This window comes from Streptomyces sp. NPDC111802, from assembly GCF_055634335.1.
On the sequence record NZ_JBVKCZ010000017.1, the window covers coordinates 35245 to 56965 of the forward strand.

Sequence of the window (21721 nt, forward strand, 5' to 3'; positions counted from 1 at the left end):
GCTGCTCCCTGTCCGGATGCCCCGGGAACCCCTTGGTACGACCTCATGCTTCCGGCGCCGGAAGCCGGATGGGGGCGCAACCTCCACCGGTCGGCGCTGCGCGTCCAGTCATCAGTACCCGTTGCGGCGGCGCAGCCCGAAGGGCCGGCCATCCGGGTCGATGAGGACGCGATGCAGGGGCGTGCAGAACGCCTTCGTCGTACGCGAAAGGCGCGGCGGCCGATAGGCGCGCAGACGTCCGGGCGGCCTCGGACCGCGGCGGCCACGGTCGTGCCAGGCGTCCAGTGCGGCGGCGCTCGCCGCGAAGGCGTCGAAGGCCTTCGCGGGATCACAGAGCACGTCCGGCATGTGCGGGGTCGCGGGTTCCTCCAGGTCCAGATGCTCGCGTGAGAGTTCCAGGCGCAGATCCCTGGCAAAGGCACGCGCGCCGTCCCCGAGACCGCCGGGATCGTGCGGCCCGCGCGGGTCGGCGGTCTCGTCCAGCACGGCACAGGTGAGTTCCGAATCGTGGGTCCAGGAGCGGAGGTTGACGTTGTCCGACCCGACCGAGGCCCACACGTCGTCGATCACACACACCTTGGCGTGTACGTACACCGGTGTCCCCGCGTGATTCTCCAGCCCGTACACCGCGACACGCCCGCCGCCGGCACGGCGCAGCCTGTCCAGGGCCGTGATCCGGCCGATCAGGTTCATCGGCAGGGTGAGCCGGCCGTCCTGTTCGGGGACGGAGGGGATGACCGCGATCAGTCGCAGGCCGGGGTGGGCGCTCAGCGCCTCGGCGAAGCACTCCACCACATGCGGTGACCACAGGTACTGGTCCTCCAGGTAGATCAGGGCCCGGGCCCGGCTGAGCGCCTTGCGGTAGCCGCGGGCGATGCTGCGCTCGCCGTCGGGGGCGAAGTCGTAGCCGCGCAGCAGCCGGTTGGGGTAGGTGCGCAGGACCTGGAGGGTATGTGTGCCGCACGGCGCGGGGTCGGGTGTCTGAGGTGGTAGCCGGTCGGCACGTGTGTCCTCGCGGTGAGCGAGCTCCCGCAGGCGGACGAAAGGGCTGCGGGTGAGCGGCGCGGGGTCTTCCCAGCGTTCGCGGAAGACGGCCTCGATGTCGCCGACGGCCGGCCCGTGCACCGCGAGCTGGATGTCGTGCCACGGCGGGTGCGGTCCGTACGCGGCGGCGATGCGCAGCGACTGCCGGTCGCCGCGGTGCGTGGCGTCGTCGTTGCGGTTGTGGCACAGGTCGATCCCGCCGACGAACGCGACGTCGAGCTCGGGCCGGTCGACGTGACGGAGCACGACGAGCTTCTGGTGGTGCGAGCCGCCGGGGCGCACCCGCATGTCCAGCAGGCATTCGCCGCCGGCCGCCTCGATCTCCTCGCCGAGGTGCCGGTTCTCCGCCTCACTGAACTGGAATCGGTCCAGGTGGGAGCGCCACAGCAGTCCCTTGACGATCACTCCGCGCTCGGCCGCCTCGGCCAGGACCCGGCCGATTTCGCTGCCGGGGCCGTCCAGGCGCTCGTCGGGGTCCCCCCGCCAGTCGGTGAAGAGCAGCAGGTCCCCTGCGCGCTGTGCGCTGATCGCGCCGAGAAGTTCCCGGAAGTACGTCACCCCGTGGACGAGGGGCCGTACCAGGTTGCCGCGCGACCAAGCCACCCGATCTGATCGGCGCTTGTCCAGACGAGTGGCGCTGTTGCCCCGTTCGCCCGAAGTCAGCAGCCATTCGGTGAGTTCCACAGCCCAAGCCCTCCAGACGGGGCAGAAGGGCACACGGGTACCCACTTCGCCCGGTGAGAAGCCCTCGGTTCGCCGGAACGGCAGGAGACGCGGCACTGCGTGCCCGGAACGCCGAGGTCGTCAAGGCCGTCGAACGTGCCCTCCGGCCGCGTCCTGAACGACGCTCCGAACCCGGCCAAGTACCCCGTATCTCTCGGCCCATACGTCGTCGGCGACGAGTTCACCGTCTTACAGGAACCCCCCGCACCAGGCTTTTGTTGCCGCCTGACAACTGAGTTAACCTTCACCGGATCTTCTCATCCGCCCGAACCCGTGAACAGCGGAAACCCGGGCGGTGAGTGGGCCCTTCACGGGGTCCGGCGCGGTTCCGAGTCCTCGGCTCGAGGGCTCTTGGGGAGCGGAACGAGGGTGCGCATGACGAGCAAGACGATCGAGGCCGTCGACGGGGCCCCTGGCGAGCGGGAGCTACGGCAGTTGCTGGCCGGACTGACCGCCGTACGGGACGGCGACTTCGGCACCCGGCTGCCGTCCGACGCCGAGGGTCTGCTCGGCGATATCGCAACCGTCTTCAACGGCATGGTGGACCAGCTGTCGGTGTTCACCTCGGAGGTGACCCGGGTGGCGCGCGAGGTCGGCACCGAGGGAACGCTGGGGGGCCAGGCCGCGGTGCCGGGCGTCTCGGGCACCTGGGCCGATCTGACGGACTCGGTCAACGCCATGGCGGGCAATCTGACCACTCAGGTGCGTGACATCGCGCAGGTGGCGACGGCGGTCGCCAGGGGCGATCTGTCGCAGAAGGTCGACGTGCCCGCGCGGGGCGAGATCCTGCAGCTGAAGGAGACCGTCAACACGATGGTCGACCAGCTCTCCGCGTTCGCCGACGAGGTCACCCGGGTCGCCCGCGAGGTCGGCAGCGAGGGACGGCTCGGCGGTCAGGCACAGGTGCCCGGTGTGGGCGGTGTGTGGCGCGACCTGACCGATTCGGTCAACTTCATGGCGGGCAACCTCACTTCCCAGGTCCGCAACATCGCCCAGGTCACGACAGCGGTCGCGCAGGGCGACCTCTCACAGAAGATCACCGTGGACGCCCGCGGCGAGATCCTGCAGCTCAAGAACACCATCAACACGATGGTCGACCAACTGTCCGCGTTCGGCGACGAAGTCACCCGCGTCGCCCGCGAGGTCGGCACCGAGGGACGCCTCGGCGGACAGGCGGACGTCAAGGGGGTGAAGGGCACCTGGCGCGACCTCACGGACTCCGTGAACTTCATGGCGGGCAATCTCACCGCACAGGTCCGCAACGTCGCCCAGGTGGCCACGGCCGTCGCGCAGGGCGACCTCTCACAGAAGATCACCGTGGACGCCCGCGGGGAGATCCTGGAGCTGAAGACCACCATCAACACGATGGTCGACCAGCTGTCGGCCTTCGCCGACGAGGTCACCCGCGTCGCCCGCGAAGTCGGCACCGAGGGCAATCTGGGCGGCCAGGCGATCGTCCGGGGTGCCTCCGGGACGTGGAAGGACCTGACCGACAACGTCAATGTGATGGCGTCGAACCTGACCGGCCAGGTCCGCTCGATCGCCAAGGTCGCCACCGCGGTCGCGCGCGGTGACCTGTCCCAGAAGATCACGGTCGAGGCCAAGGGCGAGGTCGCTGCCCTGGCGGACGTCATCAACACGATGGTCGACACGCTCTCCGCGTTCGCCGACGAAGTCACCCGCGTCGCCCGCGAGGTCGGCACCGAAGGACGCCTCGGCGGACAGGCGCACGTGCCGAACGTGGCGGGCACGTGGAAGGACCTCACCGACAACGTCAACTCCATGGCCAACAACCTGACCGGCCAGGTCCGCAACATCGCCCTGGTGACGACGGCGGTGGCGGGCGGCGACCTGTCGAAGAAGATCGACGTCGATGCCCGCGGCGAGATCCTGGAGCTGAAGACCACCATCAACACGATGGTCGACCAGCTGTCGTCGTTCGCCGCCGAGGTCACCCGGGTCGCCCGTGAGGTCGGCAGCGAGGGACGGCTCGGCGGGCAGGCGGAGGTCGAGGGAGTCGAGGGCACCTGGAAGCGGCTGACGGAGAACGTCAACGAGCTGGCCGGGAACCTCACGCGCCAGGTCCGTGCGATCGCCGAGGTCGCGAGCGCCGTCGCCGAGGGCGATCTGACCCGTTCGATCACCGTGGAGGCATCGGGCGAGGTCGCCGAACTCAAGGACAACATCAACTCCATGGTGGGGTCCCTGCGGGAGACCACACGGGCCAACCAGGAGCAGGACTGGCTCAAGACCAACCTCGCCCGGATCTCCGGGCTCATGCAGGGCCACCGCGACCTTCCCGTCGTCGCCGAGCTCATCATGGACGAGCTCGCGCCCCTGGTCTCGGCGCAGTACGGCGCCTTCTACGCCGCCGAGGACACCGTGCGCGGACCCGAACTGCGGCTGGTGGGCTCGTACGGCTATCCCGACACCGACCGGCCCGAACGCATCCCCGTCGGACACTCGTTGGTCGGGCAGGCCGCGCGCAACCGCCGTACCGTCAGCGTGGAGGAGCTGCCGCCGGGCTATGTGACCATCTCCTCCAGCCTCGGGCAGTCGGTTCCCAGCGCCTTGGTGATACTGCCCATCGTGGTCGAGGACCAGGTCCTCGGTGTCATCGAGCTGGCCTCCGTCACCCGCTTCACCCAGATCCACCAGGACTTCCTCGCCCAGCTGATGCCGACCATCGGCGTCAACCTCAACACCATCGTGGCCAACGCCCGCACCGACGAGCTGCTGGACGAGTCCCAGCGGCTCACCGCCGAACTCCAGGCCAGGTCCGAGGAGTTGCAGGTCCAGCAGGACGAACTGCAGCGCTCCAACGCCGAACTGGAGGAGAAGGCCTCCCTGCTGGCCTCGCAGAACCGCGACATCGAGGCCAAGAACCTGCAGATCGAGCAGGCACGGCAGGAACTGGAGACCCGCGCGCAGGAGCTGGCGCTGGCGTCGAAGTACAAGTCGGAGTTCCTGGCGAACATGAGCCACGAGCTGCGCACCCCGCTCAACAGCCTGCTGATCCTGGCGCAGTTGCTGGCGCAGAACCCCTCACGCAACCTCACGCCGAAGCAGGTCGAGTACGCGGGCATCATCCACTCGGCGGGCTCGGACCTGCTGCAGCTGATCAACGACATCCTCGACCTGTCGAAGGTCGAGGCCGGCAAGATGGACGTCACTCCCGAACGCATTCCACTGCGCGAGCTGCTGGAGTACGTCGAGGCGACGTTCCGCCCGATGACGACGCAGAAGAGCCTGGAATTCACGGTGGCCACCGCACCGGGCACGCCGGCCGATCTGCTCACCGACGGCTCCCGGTTGCGGCAGGTCCTGCGCAACCTGCTGTCCAACGCGGTGAAGTTCACCGAGCAGGGCGGTGTCGAGCTGCGTATCGAACCCGCCGCGGACCGGGAGGTGCCCATGGGCGTCCACCGCGGCGGCCCCATCGTGGCCTTCCGTGTCAAGGACACCGGCATCGGCATTCCCAAGCAGCAGCTGGAGGCGATCTTCGGGGCCTTCCAGCAGGCGGACGGCACGACCAGCCGCAAGTACGGCGGCACCGGCCTGGGGCTGTCGATCACTCGGGAGATCGCCCATCTGCTGGGCGGCGCCGTCATGGTCGACAGCACGCCCGGCCAGGGCAGCACCTTCACGCTCTACCTTCCCGTGGCACGCGCCGACTTCGAGGGCCTGCCCGACGGTGGCGGCCGGCCGGTGGAGCTGCCGCCCGCCACCGCCGCCGAGCTTTTGCCGCCCTCTTCGTCGGACACGCCTTCCACCAGGGCTCCCGAGCAGCGCAGGCGCCGTCTGCTCGTCGTAGAAGGCCGTACGCGCGGACTGCTCACCCTGGTCGCCGAACGCGCGGTCGCGGACATCGCACCGGACCCCGACGACCCGCTCGGGGCGATCGACATCATCACGGCGGTCGGGGCGCAGGAAGCGGCGAGCACACTGGCCGCCGAACCCTGCCACTGTGTCGTCCTGGAACTCGGCATGCCCGGCGACGAGGGCGCGCGTCTGCTGCAGGCCATGGAGGGTGACTCGGCGCTGGCCAGTGTGCCGGTGCTCGTGCACACCGGTCATCATGTGGACCTGGCTCAGGAGCAGCTGTTGCGCTCCGGCGCCGAGGGCCGCCCGCTGGACTTCCTCTCCAGCCTGGACGAGCTGCGCGAACGCATCACCCTGCACCTGTCAGCGGAGGAACCCGGGGACGTGCTGCAGCTGGTGCGCGGCGAGGAACCCCAGCACGCGATCGCGCAGGTCGTCGACAACGCCCTCGTCGGCCGTACGGTGCTCGTGGTCGACGACGACGCGCGCAACCTCTTCGCGCTCAGCGGGGCACTGGAGCTCCACGGCTTCCACGTCCTGCACGCCGAGAACGGCCGCAAGGGCATCGAGACGCTGCTCGCCCACCAGGACGTCTCGCTGGTCCTGATGGACGTGATGATGCCGGAGATGGACGGTTACGCCGCCACCGCGGAGATCCGGTCGATGCCCCAGTACGCGGACCTGCCCATCATCGCGGTCACCGCCAAGGCCATGCCCGGGGACCAGGAGAAGAGTCTGGCGTCCGGGGCGAACGACTACGTCACCAAGCCCGTCGACACCAACGACCTCATCAGCCGCGTCCAACGCTGGCTGTCCCTGTGACGGGCGGTCGACCCGTCGTGCGCAGCAGTCGACCCTCTGGCGTCCTCGGACGTCCCGGCCGAGGAACAGGTCAACCGTGAGCAACTCCCACCGTCCGACCGAGCCGGAGACCGCCGGCGGCGCCGAACTGCTTCCCGCCGACCGGCCCACCACGGTGCCCGTCGCCCGCAGCGGCGACGGCCCGCCGGGGACCGACGTGGCCGTACGGGACGAAGACGGCCGGCGCTCCCCCGTCGGCAGGCTGGCGGCGACCGTGGAGCGGCTTCGCCGGGAGGTGCGGGCGGCCCAGGCCGAGGCGGACGGGCGTGCCCTGATCGAGCTGGCCAAGGGCATCCTCGTCGAGCGGCTCGGGTGCGGGCCCACGCAGGCCGCACGGCAACTCGCCGAGCTGACCGAGCAGGCGGGCATGGCACCTCTCGAATTCGCCGTCGAGGTCATCAACCAGGCCTCGCGTGACCGGCTCTCCGAGGTGACCGCCGCCTTCCTCACGAACACGGCGGGCAGTGCCGAAGCCACCGATCCAACGGAGAGCACTCCCTCCGCCGTACGGCTGCGGGCCGCCGAGAGCGGTGCACTGGCCGCTCCCGACGCCCAGGCCGTCGCCGAGTCCCTGATGGAACACGCCCTGCGGCCGCTCGGCGCGGAAGCGGTGGCCATCTGGGCGCTGGGCGGCGACGGCTCGCTCACCCTGGCGGGCAGCGCCGGGTTCTCGGTCCCGGAGGCCGGACGCTGGCGGCATGTGCCACCGGGCGTGGCGACGGTGGCGCGTCGTGGGCTCGGCGAGGCGACCGGCCACTGGATCGGCTGTCTGTCGGCCAGCGGGCTGCCCTCCATCGGCCAGCACCAGCACCCGGACGGCGGCCGCGTCGCCGTACCGGCCGGCACCGGCGGTCGGATCAATGGCGTGCTCGAGATCGTCTGGCCCGCGCCGCTGGAACCTCAGTCGCCACAGATCGTCCGTCAGGTGGAGGCTCTGGCCGAGCTGTGCGCGCACACCCTGGAAACCTCCGCCCCGCGCCACCCCGACGGCGATGGGCGGCCCGGTGTCCTGCCGGACGTCGCCGAGCTGATGGACCTGGCCGACGGCCTGCACGACCCCGCGCTGGTGCTCGTCCCGTATCTGGACACCGCCGGGGAACTCGTCGACTTCCGTATCCACCACATCAACAACCGCTTCCTCGACCCGAGCGGCCGGCCCCGGAGCGTCGTCAACGGCTCCCTGCTGCTGGAGGCGTACCCGTTGGTCGCCGGCGAGAGCGAGCTGTTTCAGCAGATCGAACGGGTCTACGCCACGGGCGAGCCGTTCCGTGCCCGCCGCGTGCGGCTGACCGCGCTGGTCGACGACGTTCCGCTGGCAGCGGTCGCCGACATCAACGTCAGCCGGCACGGCGGCTGCGTGCTGCTCATCTGGCGCACGGAGACCGAGACGGCACGGCTGGCGAGCCTGCTGCAGCACGCCCAGCGCCTGGGCCGCATAGGCGGTTTCGAGGAGAACCTCCTCACCGGCGAGATCACCTGGAACGTCCAGCTCTACAGCCTGTACGGCAAGCCCCCCGCGAGCGGCCCGATCTCGTTGGAGGACCTGCCCGCCCATGCCCACCCGGACGACGCGGTCGCCATCGGCCGGTTCCTGCGTACGCTGCTGCACCACCGCCGTCCCGCGTCCACGGCCTTCCGGCTTCAGCGACCCGACGGTGTGACCCGGCACATCCGTGTGGTGGCCGAACCGGGACTGGACTCCGACGGCCGGCTGTTCGTCGTACGGGGCGCCTGCCAGGACATCTCCGCTCACCACTGGACGGAGGTGGCGCTCGCCGCCACGCGTGACCAGCTCGCCCACTCCGAGCAGCAGGCGAGCGAACGCAACCGACTCGCCCTCCAGCTGCAGCACGCGATCATGCCCCCGACGCAGGCGCCGCTGGACGCCCCGGGACTCCAGGTGGCGGTTCGTTACCGGCCGGCCGAGACCCAGCAGCTCGTCGGCGGCGACTGGTACGACGCCGTCGTGCTGCAGTCCCGGCTGGTGCTGCTGTGTGTGGGCGACGTCGCCGGACACGGCATGGACGCTGCCACCAGCATGGTCGTCCTGCGCAACGCGCTGCGCGGCCTCGCCGTGACAGGCGCCGGGCCGGGCCAGTTGCTGTCCTGGCTCAACATGGTGGCCCACCATCTGACCGGCGGCATCACCGCCACAGCGGTCTGCGGCCTGTACGACCCCGAGCGCCACACCCTGCGCTGGGCCAGGGCCGGCCATCTGCCGCCCGTCCTGGTACGCGGCAGCGAAGCGACACCCCTGCCCCTGGTCCAGGGCATGCTGCTCGGCGCCGTGCCCCAGGCGACGTACGAGGAACACGAGGTCCAGCTGGCCGTCGACGACACCTTGCTGATGTACACGGACGGCCTGATCGAACGTCGTGACCGGTCCGTGGAGGAATCACTGACCCAGCTGCTGGCGGCCGCCCGCACGGTCCCGCCCACGCTCGAACAGCAACTGGACAGGCTGCTCACCTACAGCAAGTCCGACACGGACGACGACACGTGCATCGTGGGGGTCCGCGTGACCTAGAGGCGCACTCCGCCGCCCCCTGTGCGGTCCCTTCGGTGGCGCGCCACGTGGTGAAAGGGGACGCTGGATTCAGGGGTTCGTGATGGAGAGGCGCCCCATGGCCGAGACCAGCCCAGACCACAAGGCTCACACGCCGTTCCTTTCCCGCCCCGGCGTCCGCCGCCTCGTGCCGTTCGTTCTGATCACCGCGGTCGCTCTGGTCTTCATCTTCGAGAACCGCGCGAGCGTCGAGATCCGCCTTCTCATCCCACAGGTGACCATGCCGCTGTGGGGTGCCCTTTTGATCGCCTGGGGCCTCGGCATGCTGGCCTGCGCCCTTACTCTGCGTCGACGCCCGAAGCGGCATTCACGACGGCCGCGGTAGGTTCGTGCGCCGCCCGCGCGTCGGAGCGGAATGCCGTTGCCTCGGGCGGAACGCGGCCGAAATGACCATGGACCGGTTGCACGAATGGCCCGCCCCGAAGTGCCTGGCAGGCCCCGAGCTACTTAGCGTCGTCCTGCGCACCCCGCGCGGACCGCGCCGCGCGTCCACGCCGTGCCGTTCTGGTGGAGGGAGAAGGCACTGCGAGAATATTTCGCCCGCATCGGGCATACGATGACAACTGGGCCAGTGCACTCTCACGTGCCAGGGCCCGGAAGGGCGGCCCCGGTGTGCATGCGCCGGGGCCGTTGCACACCGGCCGCTTCGTCCCGGAGCCCTGTGCCGCCACAGCCGTCTCCCCGGGACGAAGGGAAGCAAAGCAGCGATGACGGACGGTAGGCGGAAGTCGGACAGGATTGGGGTGGACCGGTCGGAGGGGTTTGGCGAACGACTGCTGGGTGTGCTGCTGGACCGGGCCCACGAGATGCCGCCGGAGTTGATCGCCCCACTCGTCGCGGAAGAGGTGGCCAGGGTCGGGGGGCGGGAGGTCTCCATCCTCCTGCAGGACTACGAACAGGTGCTGCTGGTGCCGCTGCCGGGCCGGAGGCTGAGGGTCGGCGGCCCCGAGCCGGTCGAGGACTCCCCGGCCGGCGAGGCGTTCCTGGGCCGCAGAACGGTAGAGGTGCCGCAGGACGGCAGTGTGCGGATGTACCTGCCGCTGCTGGACGGCAGCGACCAGATCGGGGCGATGGCCGTCACCCTGGACAGGGTCGATGACGACGACCGGCGGTTGCTCCGCAGACTCGCCGGTCTGGTCGCGGACATGATCGTCACCAAGGACGCCTACACCGACCAGTTCTTCCAGGCCCGCCGCAGCGCCCCGATGAGCGTGGCCGCGGAGATCCAGTGGTCGTTGCTGCCCCCGCTGTCGATGACCGTTCCGCAGGTTGAGGTGGCCGGAATCCTGGAGCCCGCCTACGACGTGGCCGGCGACAGCTTCGACTACGCCCTCAACGGCGAGATCCTTCATGTGGCCATGATCGACGCGATGGGCCACGGACTGGACGCGGCGACCATGGCGACGGTGGCCATCGGTGCCTATCGCCACACCCGACGGGCCCATACCGATCTGTCCCAGGTGTACGCGTTCATGGACAGGGCCATCCATGAGCAGTTCGGCGCCGACCACTTCGTCACCGCACAGATGATGGTTCTGAACATCGCCACAGGCCGGCTGCACTGGGTCAATGCCGGCCACCCGGCTCCGTTCCTGATCCGTGACCGCGCTGTGGTGGACCGGCTGGAGAGCCCGACCACATTGCCGGTCGGCTTCGGCGGTGAGGAGCCGGTGGTCAGCGAGCGGATGCTGCAACCCGGGGACCGGTTGCTGTGCTTCACCGACGGCCTGATCGAGGAGCACCAGACCGGCGGGGAGCAGTTCGGTGAGGAGCAGCTCATCGAGTGGACCAACCGGATCCTCCGCGACCGCACCGAGGTGCGGGCGGTGGTGCGAGCGCTCTCCCACGCCCTGAAACAGGAACGTGGCGGCACCACGAGCGACGACGCGACCATTTTCCTCATCGAATGGCGAGGCGGCGACGCCGATCATCTCGCCGCTCTCGATTGAGTGCGCGACGAACGCTGAGCTGCCCATCCGCGGCCGGCCTCGCCGTCGGCCACAGGAGGTCCAGGCCGGGACGTCAGTCGGGCCGTTGGGTGCGGTTCTCGTGGGCGAGGCCGTCCGTGCGGGCAGCCGTGCGGGGCCCGAGGGGAAGGACCAGGGCCCGTAGCAGCACAGGGTGCGACGGCCGGAGGGCCGTGGGATCCGGCGGCCGACGGATCGCCCCGATGTCCTGCCACCCCCACGACTGGAAGGCGTCGTAGGCCAGAGCGTCGGCCTGGTCGACCAGTGTCGCCCCGAGCGAGGCATGGTGGTCGGCGAGCAGGCGTTGCTGGAGTCGGCGGGCGAGGTCCCGGTCGTCCGTGTGGGGGTGCACCACGATCTCGGTGATCGCGAAGACGTGTCCGGACGCGGTGAGCTGCTCGACGCTCTGCGGAAGGGTCCCGTCGAACCCCCTCCACCATGTCCCCTCGCGCGGAACGGGGAATCCGTAGGCACACCCGGCGAAGGCCGTGTCCTCCGCGATCAACAGGGCGAATCCGGCGCGCCGGATGTCGCCGGTGAGCCGCCGTAGAAACGCCTCCCGGCCTCGGTACTCCTGGCCTGCCTGCGCACGGGAGGACTCCACGTACAGATCGGCCAGGTCCTCCCTCAGGGTCTCGGCCTGCCAGCGGTTCAGTCGGCGCAGACGTACCGCGTGGGCGGAAGTCCGTGTGCTTCCCTCACCCACTTGCGGCTCGCGGTCGAGCGGGGCCATCACGGCGCACCGGCCGCGGCAGCAGGTACCCGAAGTGATGCCGGTCGAGCGGCATGGAGCTCGTATTGGATCTCTCGTGCGTGCCGGTACACGTTCAGTTGTGGATGGGGCATGGCTCCTCGGTTCGGAGTGCTCGTCGGAGAGTGTCGCGGGACGGAAGGTCCGCGCCCGGCGGGCATGTTGTCCTGGAGGGGCGCCGTCCGAGGCACGAACGGCTCATCGGCCTCGTTGGCTCGCGCACAGGACACGGGAAGACCCCGGCCTGTCAGGTGCGGTGCTGCGGCCGGGGTCCTGGGCTGCGGGTAGTGCTGTCAGTTCGGCCCGTTCGGCCCGTGCGGTGATGGGCCGGGAGAATCTGCCGGAACCATGGGCTCATCCCGCTCTCTTATGGGTGCGGCGCCGGGGGCGGAGCCGCCCGCGTCCGCCGTCGCGATGGTCACGGCGGCCGCCGGGGCCGCTTGCCCCCGCCCGACCACCGGCCTTCAGCGGAGCCGACGGGGCCGGTCCCGGGACGGGCATTCCGGAGCGGCCGTAGTGGAAGGCCACGACGCGCCCGCTGTGCTGCGAGTTGAGCAGGTGGATGACGAGCATCCCAAAGGCGATCATCGCCAGGATCGCCACCACGGTCACGAGCGTCTGCATGATCCTCACCTCCCCATCGGCTGATGCGGCATCGCGGCGGTCACGGTCGGGATCTGTGGACGTGCGGCCGGGTCGCGCGCCTCATGTCCACCTTCGGAGTCCCAGACCGCTTCCACGGCCCGGTCGGCCTCGGACACCGTCCGCAGGCGCGCCGCTTCCTCCATCAACCGGCTCGCGGTCGACGTGCGCAGGGGGTCGCTCGCGGCGGCCATCAGCCAGGCGGCCGAGACGGGAGTGGTCTGCGGCGGGACCACCAGGAGGTTCCAGCGGCCCAGGCCGTACGAGAGCAACAGCAGTTCGTGCGGGTCCTGCTCGGCCAGGAACCAGCCCACCTTCACCACGTGCCCGGCGACGGGCACCTTGCGCGGCACGATCGGCCAGTGCGTGGGATTCACCGTCACCCGGGTGATCCGCCCCCACAGTGGATCCAGTACGGCGGTCAGTGAGGGGAGTTCCGCCCCGAGATCGCGGGAGCGGGGCCACCAGGCGCCGTCCAGCAGAGCCGGTGCGGGACCGACGGGAGCCAGCGACAGACGCAGAGAGGACGAGGAGATCGGGTCATCGGCTTCGAGTGTCGGCGGTAGAGAAATGGTCGCAGTCATGACGCGAACCCTGCCCCGGGCCAGCCGTAACCGGCCCGGCGTATTCAATCGCCGAAAACGACACGAGCCTAAATGCCGGTGCGCGAAATGTCCTCGGTACTTTTAGAGTACTCCTCGGACAGGCCCAACGGACCGTACGGCCAGCGGAGGAACGGTCCCAGCGCCCCGCGGCCACCACGCCGCGTAGGCCTGGTGGAGGGCGTCCGGCAGGAGCCTGGTCACTCGTGGGGGCTGCGGGGCGCACCGGAGTAGAGTGAATGATCCGGTCCGTCTCATAGGGGTCCGTCTCATACGGGTCAGTCTCATACCGGGACATCGAACTCCGAGGTCACCATGCAGCCCACGGAAACACCTTCGGACGGGCACGCCGCGGTCCGTATCGTCGCCGCCTCCCCCGAGGTCGCCCGTCGCGTCGCCGAGGTTCTCCGCCGTTGCTTCGCCGCCACAGAGCAGCGCAGCTATCCCGCGGGCACCGATGGAGGCACGCGTCTCGACCTCACCGTGGACACCACTCGCACGGCAGAACCCGCGCGGTCGTGGCTCGAGACCAGTTCGTCCGCGCAGGAGGGCAGTGGGCGGAAGTGAGACGGCGTCCGGGAACGGTCGGCTCAGCCCTTTCGGGGAGTAGCGTGAAGCCGTCGGGAACACTTCGCACACCGGCTCCGACGCCGGTGTCGTTCCTGGTGAGCGACGACACCGGGCAGCTGCCCTTGCGCAGGGTCCCGGAGACAGGTTTGCGCGATGTCCGCGACCACCTCTCATCCCTCGCTACGGGCCGGTCCCTTCAGAGTCCCGACCGCGCGCCTCGCGCTGAAATCCGAGAGCCTTTCCGGGGGTCCCGCCGAGTTGGACGGCGCGTGGTGGCCTCGTTCACGTGACCTGCCGAGTGAACTCTCCGCCCTGGCGGATGTGCTGGATCCGCTGTGGGGACGGATCACCCGTATCGCGGTCAACCCCCGCCACTGGGCGACCCTCCCGCCCAAGATCTTCGTCAACGGCCATGTGCTGAAGGTCGGTTGGTTCACCTCGGAGCTGGATCCGCACGCGATCCTTCTCCTGTCCCGCACCGCGGGCCGCTGGAACCTCCTGGTGATCCCCCCGGAGACCGACGCCCCCTCAGCCGCACGGCTGATGGCCGCCGCGAGCGCGGACACCGGTCCACCGATCACCGCGACCGCCCTCATGACGGCAGAACGGGCCGGCCACGGAAGCGGCAGTGCCCTCTCCTCCCACGGCCGGAATCAGCGGCACGCTGTGGGGATGTGACCGGCACGCCGAACCCGTCGCCCGCCGAGGCATGGCAGCGCAGGGCGGGTCCCGTCGCAGTCGTACGACCTGGATGGCGCCGAGTGTCCGGCCAGGTGCCGGGGACCAGGCTGAACGGGCGCCTCCGTGGGGAGCCAGGCGCAGGCGCGTCGGTCAGAGCGTGGACCACGCCGCGCAGTCGCCGATCGGGTCGTACGCGTCGATGCTGTTCGCTATCGACTCTCCGGCCGGCCAGTCCGGTCTGCGCCTCCCAGAAACAGCCAACAGACACCGGAACGCCCGTCACGTGGCCGACGGTCGTGGCTGTTCCGGCGGGACCGAGCCCTCGGCGACCGCCATCCACTGGTCGAGGTCAGCCTGCGTGAACTCCGGCCACGGCGGGATCTCAGGAAGCCGGCGGAGAAGGTCGAACGCCTCCCCGATCTGTGGCCGGCGAAGCACCGGCGTGTGGCAGCCGGCGATGACCTCGGGACCCAGTCGCTCGAAGTCGTCGACCACTCCCCGGAACTTCTGGCCATCCAGCAACGCGACCCAGGGCGAGACCAGGCGCCCGCCGAAGAATTGCCCGTCACGAAATTCCCCCGCGGACAGGTCGGCGATTTCGGGCATGGGAGTAGGCACGTTCGTCGCGAAGGTATCCACCGCCCACAGGACATTGGTCTTCGGGTCGAAGAGGCCGCGGGTCGTCGGGTTGTCGTACAACGGCGGCCGCTTGGCAACCAGTGTTCGGTCACCCACATCCACCGTATCGCCGTCGATCATGAAGCGGCACCGGCTGATGGGCGTCTCCCACTCCTCGGCCATGCGCCCGAGCGAAAACCAGGTCGTCAGCAGTGTCGCGTTCGGACATGCGGCGAGAACCGCCAGGAGATTGCCCGCGTGATCACGGTCGTCATGGGTGAGGAACACCCACCGCACGTCCAACGGATCCACGACGGACCATGCGGCCTCCAGCCACTGCGTCCGCACCGCCGGTGCTCCGGTGTCCACGAGCACCGGTTCGGATCCCCGGATCACCATCGAATTCATCGGGAAGTGGCCGACCGGCGGGGCTTCCAGGGCCCACGGAATGACGAAGGTCTCCTCGGCGATCTGGTACGGCTGGAGAAGATTGAAAGTTTCCATAGTTGTCATCGCTGCTCTCCCTAGGATGAGAGTTCGACCGCAGCGCTCGTGATTCCAGTCCAGCCCCATGGCACGTCATCGTCAAGCGCAGGACAAACACGCTGGCCACGGGTACGTCATTCAGGCCCGCAGCCCGGTCCGATGGTCGAGCCGAAGATCTACGAAGCGGTGAGTCAGCGGGTCGTGAGCACCATGCGGAAGCGGGCGCTTCCGGCGAGCATCTTTTGGTAAGCCGCATTGGCCTGGCCCAGTGGCACGGTCTCCACCACCGGACGGATCCCGTGCAGGGCGCTGAAGGCCATGGTCTCCTGCACGTCCTGCGCGGTACCGGAAGAGTGGCCGCGCACGGTCCTGGCCGGCAGGATCAGTTGCAACGGGCTGATTCCCAAGGGGTCAGGGCTTACTCCGATGACCACCAGTTCGCCACGATGCGTCATACCGTCGACTGTCGCCGTGATGGCGTCGGAACTGCCGGCGGTGGCCAGTACAACCTTGGCACCCCCGAGAGACTGCAGCGAATCCGCGACTGCAGTCGGTCGCGTGCTGTCGATGTAATGGTGAGCCCCGAGCTGCTTGGCAAACTCGGCCTTCTCCCCTCCCCGTGCGATGGCCACCGTCTCGAAGCCCATGGCCACTGCGTACTGAACGCCCAGATGACCAAGACCGCCGATACCGAGTACGGCTACCAGGTCGCCCGGCCGGGCGGAGCTGCACCGTAGGCCATTGAAGGTGGTCACGCCCGCGCAGGCCATGGGCCCCGCATCCGTCGCCGTCAGCGCGTCGGGAATACGGGCCAGGGCGTCGATCGGCGCAATCATGTTCTCGGCAAAGCCCCCGTCGTAGGCCCAGCCGGGAATCTTCAGGTTGTCGCAGACGATGAAGTCGCCCTGCCTGCAGGCAGTGCAGTGGCCGCAGCTGCCTCCGAACCAGCCCACTGTGACACGGTCCCCCACGTTCCAGTTGCGGCCCTGAGTTCCTTCGCCGAGCTCCTCGATACGCCCCGCGACCTCATGCCCGGGAACCAGCGGGAACTGCACGCCGGGCATACCACCGCTCACGAAGAAGTCGTCGCTGTGGCAGATTCCGCAGGCCTCCACGGCGATCCGTACATGACCGGGGCCCGGCTGCGGTACCTCACGCTCGACGATCTCGAAGGGCCCGCCTGCCGTGGCAACCTGCGCAGCTTGGTATGTACTCATGTGCGTCTCCGGATTCGTCCAACGCGAGAGCACATCCATCGCACCACTGTGCGGTCGGCACAGCAACAGGAGTTCGCAGGGGTCAGGATTTCTCACATCAAAACAGGTCAAAACGGATCAAAACAAGGATGCCTCGGCCATAGTCCAGGCAGGTGCCAGATCGCTCAATGAAAGCTGCGTCACAGGTCTGTGACCACGAAAGCAGGGCACCTGAACTCCTACTTCATCTCTACGGAACAGGAGTTGCGAGCATGGCGAAGGACCTCACCCCCAAGTACACGGTGCCGGGCATCGAGCGCGAGGCAGCCGGTCGGCTCATCGACGTCCTCCGCCTGCGGCTGCACGCCCTCAACGACCTCCACCTCACGCTGAAGCACGTCCATTGGAACGTCGTGGGACCCCACTTCATCGCCGTGCACCAGATGGTCGACCCGCAGGTCGACAGGGTGCGCGACATGGCCGACGACGTGGCCGAGCGCATCGCCGCACTCGGCGGAGTCGCGCAGGGCACGCCGGGCGCTCTGGTCAAGGAGCGAAGCTGGGACGACTACTCGATCGGCCGCGAGGACGCCATCGCTCACCTCGGTGCGCTCGACGTCGTCTACACAGGCCTTGTCGAGGACGTCCGCGCCGCGATCAAGGTCGTGGGCGAGATCGACCCGGCGACAGAGGACCTCCTCATCGAACAGCTGCGGGACCTCGAGCAGTTCCAGTGGTTCGTCCGGGCCCACCTGGAGAACGCCGGCGGCACGCTGACGACGGCCCGGGCCGAAACGGAGGAGGACGGCGCCAGGGCTGCCAAGGCCTGACGGGTCGGTGGACCGTCCGCGCGGGCACCGGTGCCAGCGACGACCACGGCCCCGGCCTCGTCTGCACCCTCGCCGCCCGGCCGTGTCCGCCGGGCGAGCGATGGGTCCATGCGGACTACGGGAGTTGCACGAAGGGCGACAGGAAGGTGCGGGCGCCCGGGGTGTCCAGACGGTAGGTCACATTTGTCGCGTAGCAGGGGGTGTCGCCGGTGATGGTGGTGGCGGCCAGGATCCTCTTGCCGCCTGTCACCATGAAGTTGGGGCCGCCCGAGTCGCCGTAGCAGGCACCGCCGTTGCCCTGCGGAGCGGTCATCGCCAGGCGTACCCAGGAGGCGTTGAGGGCGTCGAAGGTGACGGGCGCCTTCATACGGACGCCACCTCCGGGGTGGGTCTGCCCGCCGGGTCCGTTGACGGCCTCCTGGGTGCCGTATCCGGCGACGAACCAGTCAGTGTTGTTCAGGGCCTGCGGGCCGAGAGCGCCGAGCTGGTTCTCGGTGGGCAGGGTGGCCGGGGTGAACGTCCAGCGGGCTTTGACCTGGGCGGCGGGCAGTTCGACCACCGAGATGTCGTGGGTGTCGGACGCCGGGCCCGGGAAGCCGGGGTGGCTGTGGGCGGTGCCCTGGACGGCCACGGCCCTGGCCTGGGCGGCCGGATCGCCGGGGTATCTCTTTGCGGCGGCGTCGAGACCGGCCTGCACATCCTGGTCCAGCGACACGTAGAACTTCACGTTGTCGGGCCAGTCGGTGGTGCAGTGCGCGGCCGTCAGGAACGTGTCCGCGTCGATCATGGTGCCGGAGCAGACCCAGTCGACCCGGTCCGGTGTCGCGGCATCGCCGTCGTGGTCCCAGGTGGCCACGAGCGCGCCGACCTCGGTTCGTTCGGGGGCGGGCGACGCGTTGTACGAGTTGATGGCCGAGGACGGCACCGCCGTGGCGAGCACGGCCGCACAGGCCGCCGCGGTGACGGCGCAGGCGCGTATGGCTGACAAAAGAACTGACCCTTCTGCTGGTGAGCTTGGGTGTTCTCCTGCGGGGGGTGCGCCCAGTGAAACGCCTGAGAGCGACCGCGACAAGGGGATGACCATGGCTCCAGGGTTTTCCCTATGGACCATCAGCACGGCCAGCACGCTCAGCACGACCGGCTGGACGAGGTCGCATCACGCCACCGTGGACACGCTCACATCATTCAGGCCATTTCACACCCCGGGCACCTCGGCCACACCTGCAACCGACGAATAGCCCCAAAGACCTCTCACCTCCTCAACCGTGAAGAGTGGTTGGCCGATCAAGCCACTGATTCAATAGGCAATTTGGTCTGAATTGCAGCGATGAGAGTGGTTCTTTCTTGTCCGCCCTGAAACGGAGGCAATAGGACGGGTACTTCGAGTCCTTCAGCACCACAACCAGAAGGGAGACACACCATGCGGCCAATGACACGCTGGGCAATGTCAGGAGCTCTGCTCACCGCAGCCGTGGCGGGCCCCTTGAGCATGAGCACGCCCGCCCACAGCGCCCCCGCCTCGCTGTACGCCCCCTCAGCCCTGGTCCTCACCACCGGCCACGGCGAGAACGCCGTCACCACCACACCGGAGCGCGCGGTGACGCTGAACTGCGCGTACACCACCTCGGGGACTCACCCCGACGCGCGGCAGGCCTGTGCGGAACTGGATCGCGTGAACGGGAACCTCGACCGCCTGGCCACCCTCCGCGGAAATGAGACGGGACGCCCCTGCACGAAGGAGTACCGGCCCGTTGTCGTCACCATTCAAGGCGTATGGCGAGGTACGCGCGTGAACTACGAGCACACGTTCGCCAATTCATGCATCAAGGAAACTCAGGGAGCATCGGCATTCGCCTTCTGAGCCATCACAGCTCAGTAGGTCTCCAACCGGTGGGACCTGAACATGCCGGGCCACGGCGATGATGCCGCGGCCCGGCCGCATGCCGTCAGAAGGACCCCGGGTCAGGAGGTCCGAGCGGCGAGGTACTCCTCCACACCGGGCGCGGTGTGCGCCTCCTCCACGTTCACCGCGGCGCCGACCGCCTTGGCGTCCGGCTTGTACACGTACGTCGAGGTGCTCGCCGGCTGCGCCTTGTCGGAGAAGTTCTGCGCGCTGCCGAGGCCGACGTCGACCTTCGACTGCGAGCGGTGCGCCTTGACCACGTCCTCGCGGGCGAGGCTGCCGTTCTCACAGGCCTTCTCCAGGTCGGCACCCATCAACTGGGCGGCGTTGTAGCCGGAGAGCACGCCGGAGTCGACCAGGGAGTCCGGGTACTTCTTCTTGTACGAGGCGACCATCTTGCGTACCCCGGCCACATCGGAGCTGACCGCGGGCACGGCGCTGACCACGTTCAGCATGGCGGTGAGGGCGGGCGCGGCCGGTGTCTTCATCAGCTGCGGGGCGTAGCCGGGGGCGCTGCTGACGACGGGCACCTTCAGACCGCGGGAGGCGGCGACTCCGACCAGCGACGCGGTCTGGGCGGGGCCCGCGCTGATCAGGATCGCCTTCACGCCCTCCTTGCGGAGCGCCGAGACCTGGGCGGACAGGTCGGTGTCGGTGGCCTTGATCTTCTGTCCGACGACCTTCACCCCCGCCTTCTTCGCGGCCCACTGCGAGCCTTCGAGCGCGTTCGCGCCGTAGTCGCCCTCGAAGTAGACATGGCCGATCGTGTCGCCCTTCGCCAGACCCTTGGTACGGGTGAGGAAGTCGACCGCGGCGATCATGTCGATGTCGTAGGTGGTGCCCAGGACCTGCACGGAGTCCCGGCCGAGCAGGGAGGCGGCCCAGGCCTGGGGGAAGGTCAGCAGCTTGTCCCGCTCGATGTCGTCGAGCAGTGCGGCCATCACGGGCGATCCGATGACCTGGGGCAGCGCCACGACGTCGGCGGAGATGTCGGCGTAGGCGGTGACGGCCTTCTGGACGTCGTAGCCGTGGTCCTTGACGACGATCTCCACACGCCGGTCGCAGATGCCGCCGCGGGCATTGACCTCGTCGGCCCACATCTGCTGGGCCTGCACGATGCTCTTGCCGAGGGTCGCGTACGGGCCGGTGAGGTCCGTCAGGGCGCCGAGCTTGATGGCCTTGTCGGTCACTCCGGGCCCGGACTTGACGCCGTCGGCGCCGTCGGCGGCGCTCCCGGAGGAGTCGGCCTTGGAACTGCATCCGGTGCCCGCGAGCAGCAGAGCCGCGAGGGCCGCGGCCAGGAGAGTCCTGGAGCGTGGGGCGGGGCGGTGCGTGTGGTCGTGCGTGGGCTTCACGGGGTGGGCTCCTTGGCTCGTACGGCTGACGCGGGTGGGTGGGACGGGGAGGAGGTGGATTTCGGGGGTGGTGGGGCGGCTTCGCGGGCGCGTAGACGTGCGCGAAGGCGGCGGACCAGGCCGTGCAGGCCGTCGGGGGCGAAGAGCAGGATCAGGACGATCGCCGCTCCGTAGAGGTAGCGGGCGGCCTCGGTGGGGCCGACCGTGCCGTCGGTGGTGCCGGGGGCGGCCACCAGGGGCAGTTGGTCGGCGTAGCGGGTCATCAGCAGGGGCAGCGCGGTGACGAAGACGGCGCCGGCGGTGGCTCCGGCCACCGACCCGAGCCCGCCGATGACGATCATGGCGAGGTAGTCGACCGACAGCACGAGGCCGAAGTAGTCGGGCACGACGCGCCGGAAGGAGAGGGCGAGCATCACTCCGGCCAGGCCCGCGTACATCGACGACACCACGAAGGCCGCCGAGCGGTAGCGGGAGACGTCGACGCCCATCACGGCGGCCGCGGTCTCGCTGTCGCGCAGCGCCGCAAGGGCGCGTCCGGGACGGCCGCGGAGCAGTCCGCGGGCGGTGAACCAGGTGACCGCGAACAGCGCGAGCCCCAGGTACCAAAGCCGTTCCTCAGCTCCGAACGGCACGCCCAGCAAGGTCAGTTCGGAGTCGGCGGAGAAGGAGAAGCCGCCCACTTCCAGCGGTGGCACCGAGCGGCCGTTGAATCCGCCGGTGACGGAGTCCGCGGTGAGCAGGACGTGGTGCCCGAGGAAGACCAGGGCGAGGGTGGCGACGCCGAGGTAGATGCCACGCACCCGGCCGGCGACAGGGCTGAACAGGCCGCCCGCCGCCCCGGCGAGCAGGACCGCGAGTACGGCGGCTACGGCGGTGGGCAGCCCGGGTCCTGGCTCACCGGCCAGCCATACGTAGCCGTAGGCGCCCACGGCGAGGAAGAAGGCGTGGCCGAGGGAGAGTTGACCGGCGGTGCCGGACAGCAGTCCCAGGCCCACCGCGCCGACGGCGGCCGCCATCGAGAACAGGCCGATGCGCAGCCAGAACGCATCGAGGTAGAACGGCAGCGCGCACAGGACGATGACGGCCGCGAAGGTCCAGCCGACG

At 69.3% G+C, this 21721-nt stretch carries 17 protein-coding genes; 8 read left to right on the forward strand and 9 right to left on the reverse strand.

Translation table 11 applies throughout. The features are described from left to right. Window positions 1-111: 111 nt before the first annotated feature. Window positions 112-1728, reverse strand: a complete 1617-nt coding sequence (locus ACZ7NC_RS20210; protein ID WP_471490026.1) for a phospholipase D family protein — start codon at window positions 1726-1728, stop codon at window positions 112-114. A gap of 414 nt (window positions 1729-2142) precedes the next feature. On the opposite strand from ACZ7NC_RS20210, the gene ACZ7NC_RS20215 reads away from it, so the two are divergent. The 4 genes from ACZ7NC_RS20215 (at window position 2143) to ACZ7NC_RS20230 (ending at window position 10965) form a co-directional block, all read left to right on the forward strand. Further along, window positions 2143-6411 (forward strand): HAMP domain-containing protein, encoded by a 4269-nt coding sequence (locus ACZ7NC_RS20215; RefSeq protein WP_471490027.1) that lies wholly within the window; start codon window positions 2143-2145, stop codon window positions 6409-6411. A gap of 76 nt (window positions 6412-6487) precedes the next feature. Next, entirely contained in the window at window positions 6488-8977 is a 2490-nt protein-coding gene (locus ACZ7NC_RS20220) for a SpoIIE family protein phosphatase (protein WP_471490029.1), read from the forward strand. Window positions 8978-9074: 97 nt separating this feature from the next. Continuing rightward, a complete protein-coding gene (locus tag ACZ7NC_RS20225) occupies window positions 9075-9341 on the forward strand; it encodes a hypothetical protein (RefSeq protein WP_471490030.1) in 267 nt (88 codons plus the stop codon). Between the two features lie 382 nt (window positions 9342-9723). Next, complete coding sequence (locus ACZ7NC_RS20230; protein WP_471490032.1) at window positions 9724-10965, forward strand: PP2C family protein-serine/threonine phosphatase; 1242 nt, start codon at window positions 9724-9726, stop codon at window positions 10963-10965. A gap of 73 nt (window positions 10966-11038) precedes the next feature. Here ACZ7NC_RS20230 and ACZ7NC_RS20235 read toward each other — a convergent pair whose 3' ends face one another. From ACZ7NC_RS20235 to ACZ7NC_RS20245, 3 genes are all read right to left on the reverse strand, one after another. Then, window positions 11039-11716, reverse strand: coding sequence for a hypothetical protein (locus ACZ7NC_RS20235; RefSeq protein WP_471490033.1), 678 nt, complete (start codon window positions 11714-11716; stop codon window positions 11039-11041). Window positions 11717-12088: 372 nt separating this feature from the next. Then, on the reverse strand, window positions 12089-12358 hold the full coding sequence (locus ACZ7NC_RS20240) for a hypothetical protein (protein ID WP_471490034.1): 270 nt from the start codon (window positions 12356-12358) through the stop codon (window positions 12089-12091). Between the two features lie 5 nt (window positions 12359-12363). Next, the gene (locus ACZ7NC_RS20245) at window positions 12364-12960 is read right to left on the reverse strand and encodes a DUF5994 family protein (protein ID WP_471490036.1); all 597 of its coding nucleotides are present in this window, start codon (window positions 12958-12960) and stop codon (window positions 12364-12366) included. Between the two features lie 333 nt (window positions 12961-13293). On the opposite strand from ACZ7NC_RS20245, the gene ACZ7NC_RS20250 reads away from it, so the two are divergent. Next, a complete protein-coding gene (locus tag ACZ7NC_RS20250; protein WP_471490037.1) occupies window positions 13294-13545 on the forward strand; it encodes a hypothetical protein in 252 nt (83 codons plus the stop codon). A gap of 156 nt (window positions 13546-13701) precedes the next feature. Next, window positions 13702-14226, forward strand: a complete 525-nt coding sequence (locus tag ACZ7NC_RS20255) for a DUF5994 family protein (RefSeq protein WP_471490039.1) — start codon at window positions 13702-13704, stop codon at window positions 14224-14226. 282 nt (window positions 14227-14508) lie between these two features. Here ACZ7NC_RS20255 and ACZ7NC_RS20260 read toward each other — a convergent pair whose 3' ends face one another. Both ACZ7NC_RS20260 and ACZ7NC_RS20265 read right to left on the reverse strand, forming a co-directional pair. After that, window positions 14509-15420, reverse strand: a complete 912-nt coding sequence (locus ACZ7NC_RS20260) for an MBL fold metallo-hydrolase (RefSeq protein ID WP_471490040.1) — start codon at window positions 15418-15420, stop codon at window positions 14509-14511. A 104-nt stretch (window positions 15421-15524) separates the two neighbouring features. Then, a complete protein-coding gene (locus ACZ7NC_RS20265) occupies window positions 15525-16550 on the reverse strand; it encodes an alcohol dehydrogenase (protein ID WP_471490216.1) in 1026 nt (341 codons plus the stop codon). A 251-nt stretch (window positions 16551-16801) separates the two neighbouring features. Between ACZ7NC_RS20265 and ACZ7NC_RS20270 the strand changes: the two genes are divergently transcribed. After that, the gene (locus tag ACZ7NC_RS20270) at window positions 16802-17359 is read left to right on the forward strand and encodes a Dps family protein (protein WP_471490042.1); all 558 of its coding nucleotides are present in this window, start codon (window positions 16802-16804) and stop codon (window positions 17357-17359) included. Between the two features lie 115 nt (window positions 17360-17474). Here the strand turns inward: ACZ7NC_RS20270 and ACZ7NC_RS20275 are convergent, their stop codons facing one another. Continuing rightward, a complete protein-coding gene (locus tag ACZ7NC_RS20275; protein WP_471490043.1) occupies window positions 17475-18347 on the reverse strand; it encodes a trypsin-like serine protease in 873 nt (290 codons plus the stop codon). Window positions 18348-18779: 432 nt separating this feature from the next. Between ACZ7NC_RS20275 and ACZ7NC_RS20280 the strand changes: the two genes are divergently transcribed. Next, window positions 18780-19220 (forward strand): subtilase-type protease inhibitor, encoded by a 441-nt coding sequence (locus ACZ7NC_RS20280; protein ID WP_471490045.1) that lies wholly within the window; start codon window positions 18780-18782, stop codon window positions 19218-19220. Between the two features lie 101 nt (window positions 19221-19321). Here the strand turns inward: ACZ7NC_RS20280 and ACZ7NC_RS20285 are convergent, their stop codons facing one another. Beyond that, a complete protein-coding gene (locus ACZ7NC_RS20285) occupies window positions 19322-20617 on the reverse strand; it encodes an ABC transporter substrate-binding protein (RefSeq protein ID WP_471490046.1) in 1296 nt (431 codons plus the stop codon). Continuing rightward, window positions 20614-21696, reverse strand: coding sequence for a branched-chain amino acid ABC transporter permease (locus tag ACZ7NC_RS20290; protein ID WP_471490218.1), 1083 nt, complete (start codon window positions 21694-21696; stop codon window positions 20614-20616). Before ACZ7NC_RS20290 ends, ACZ7NC_RS20285 begins: the two co-directional genes overlap by 4 nt. Between the last annotated feature and the right edge of the window lie 25 nt (window positions 21697-21721).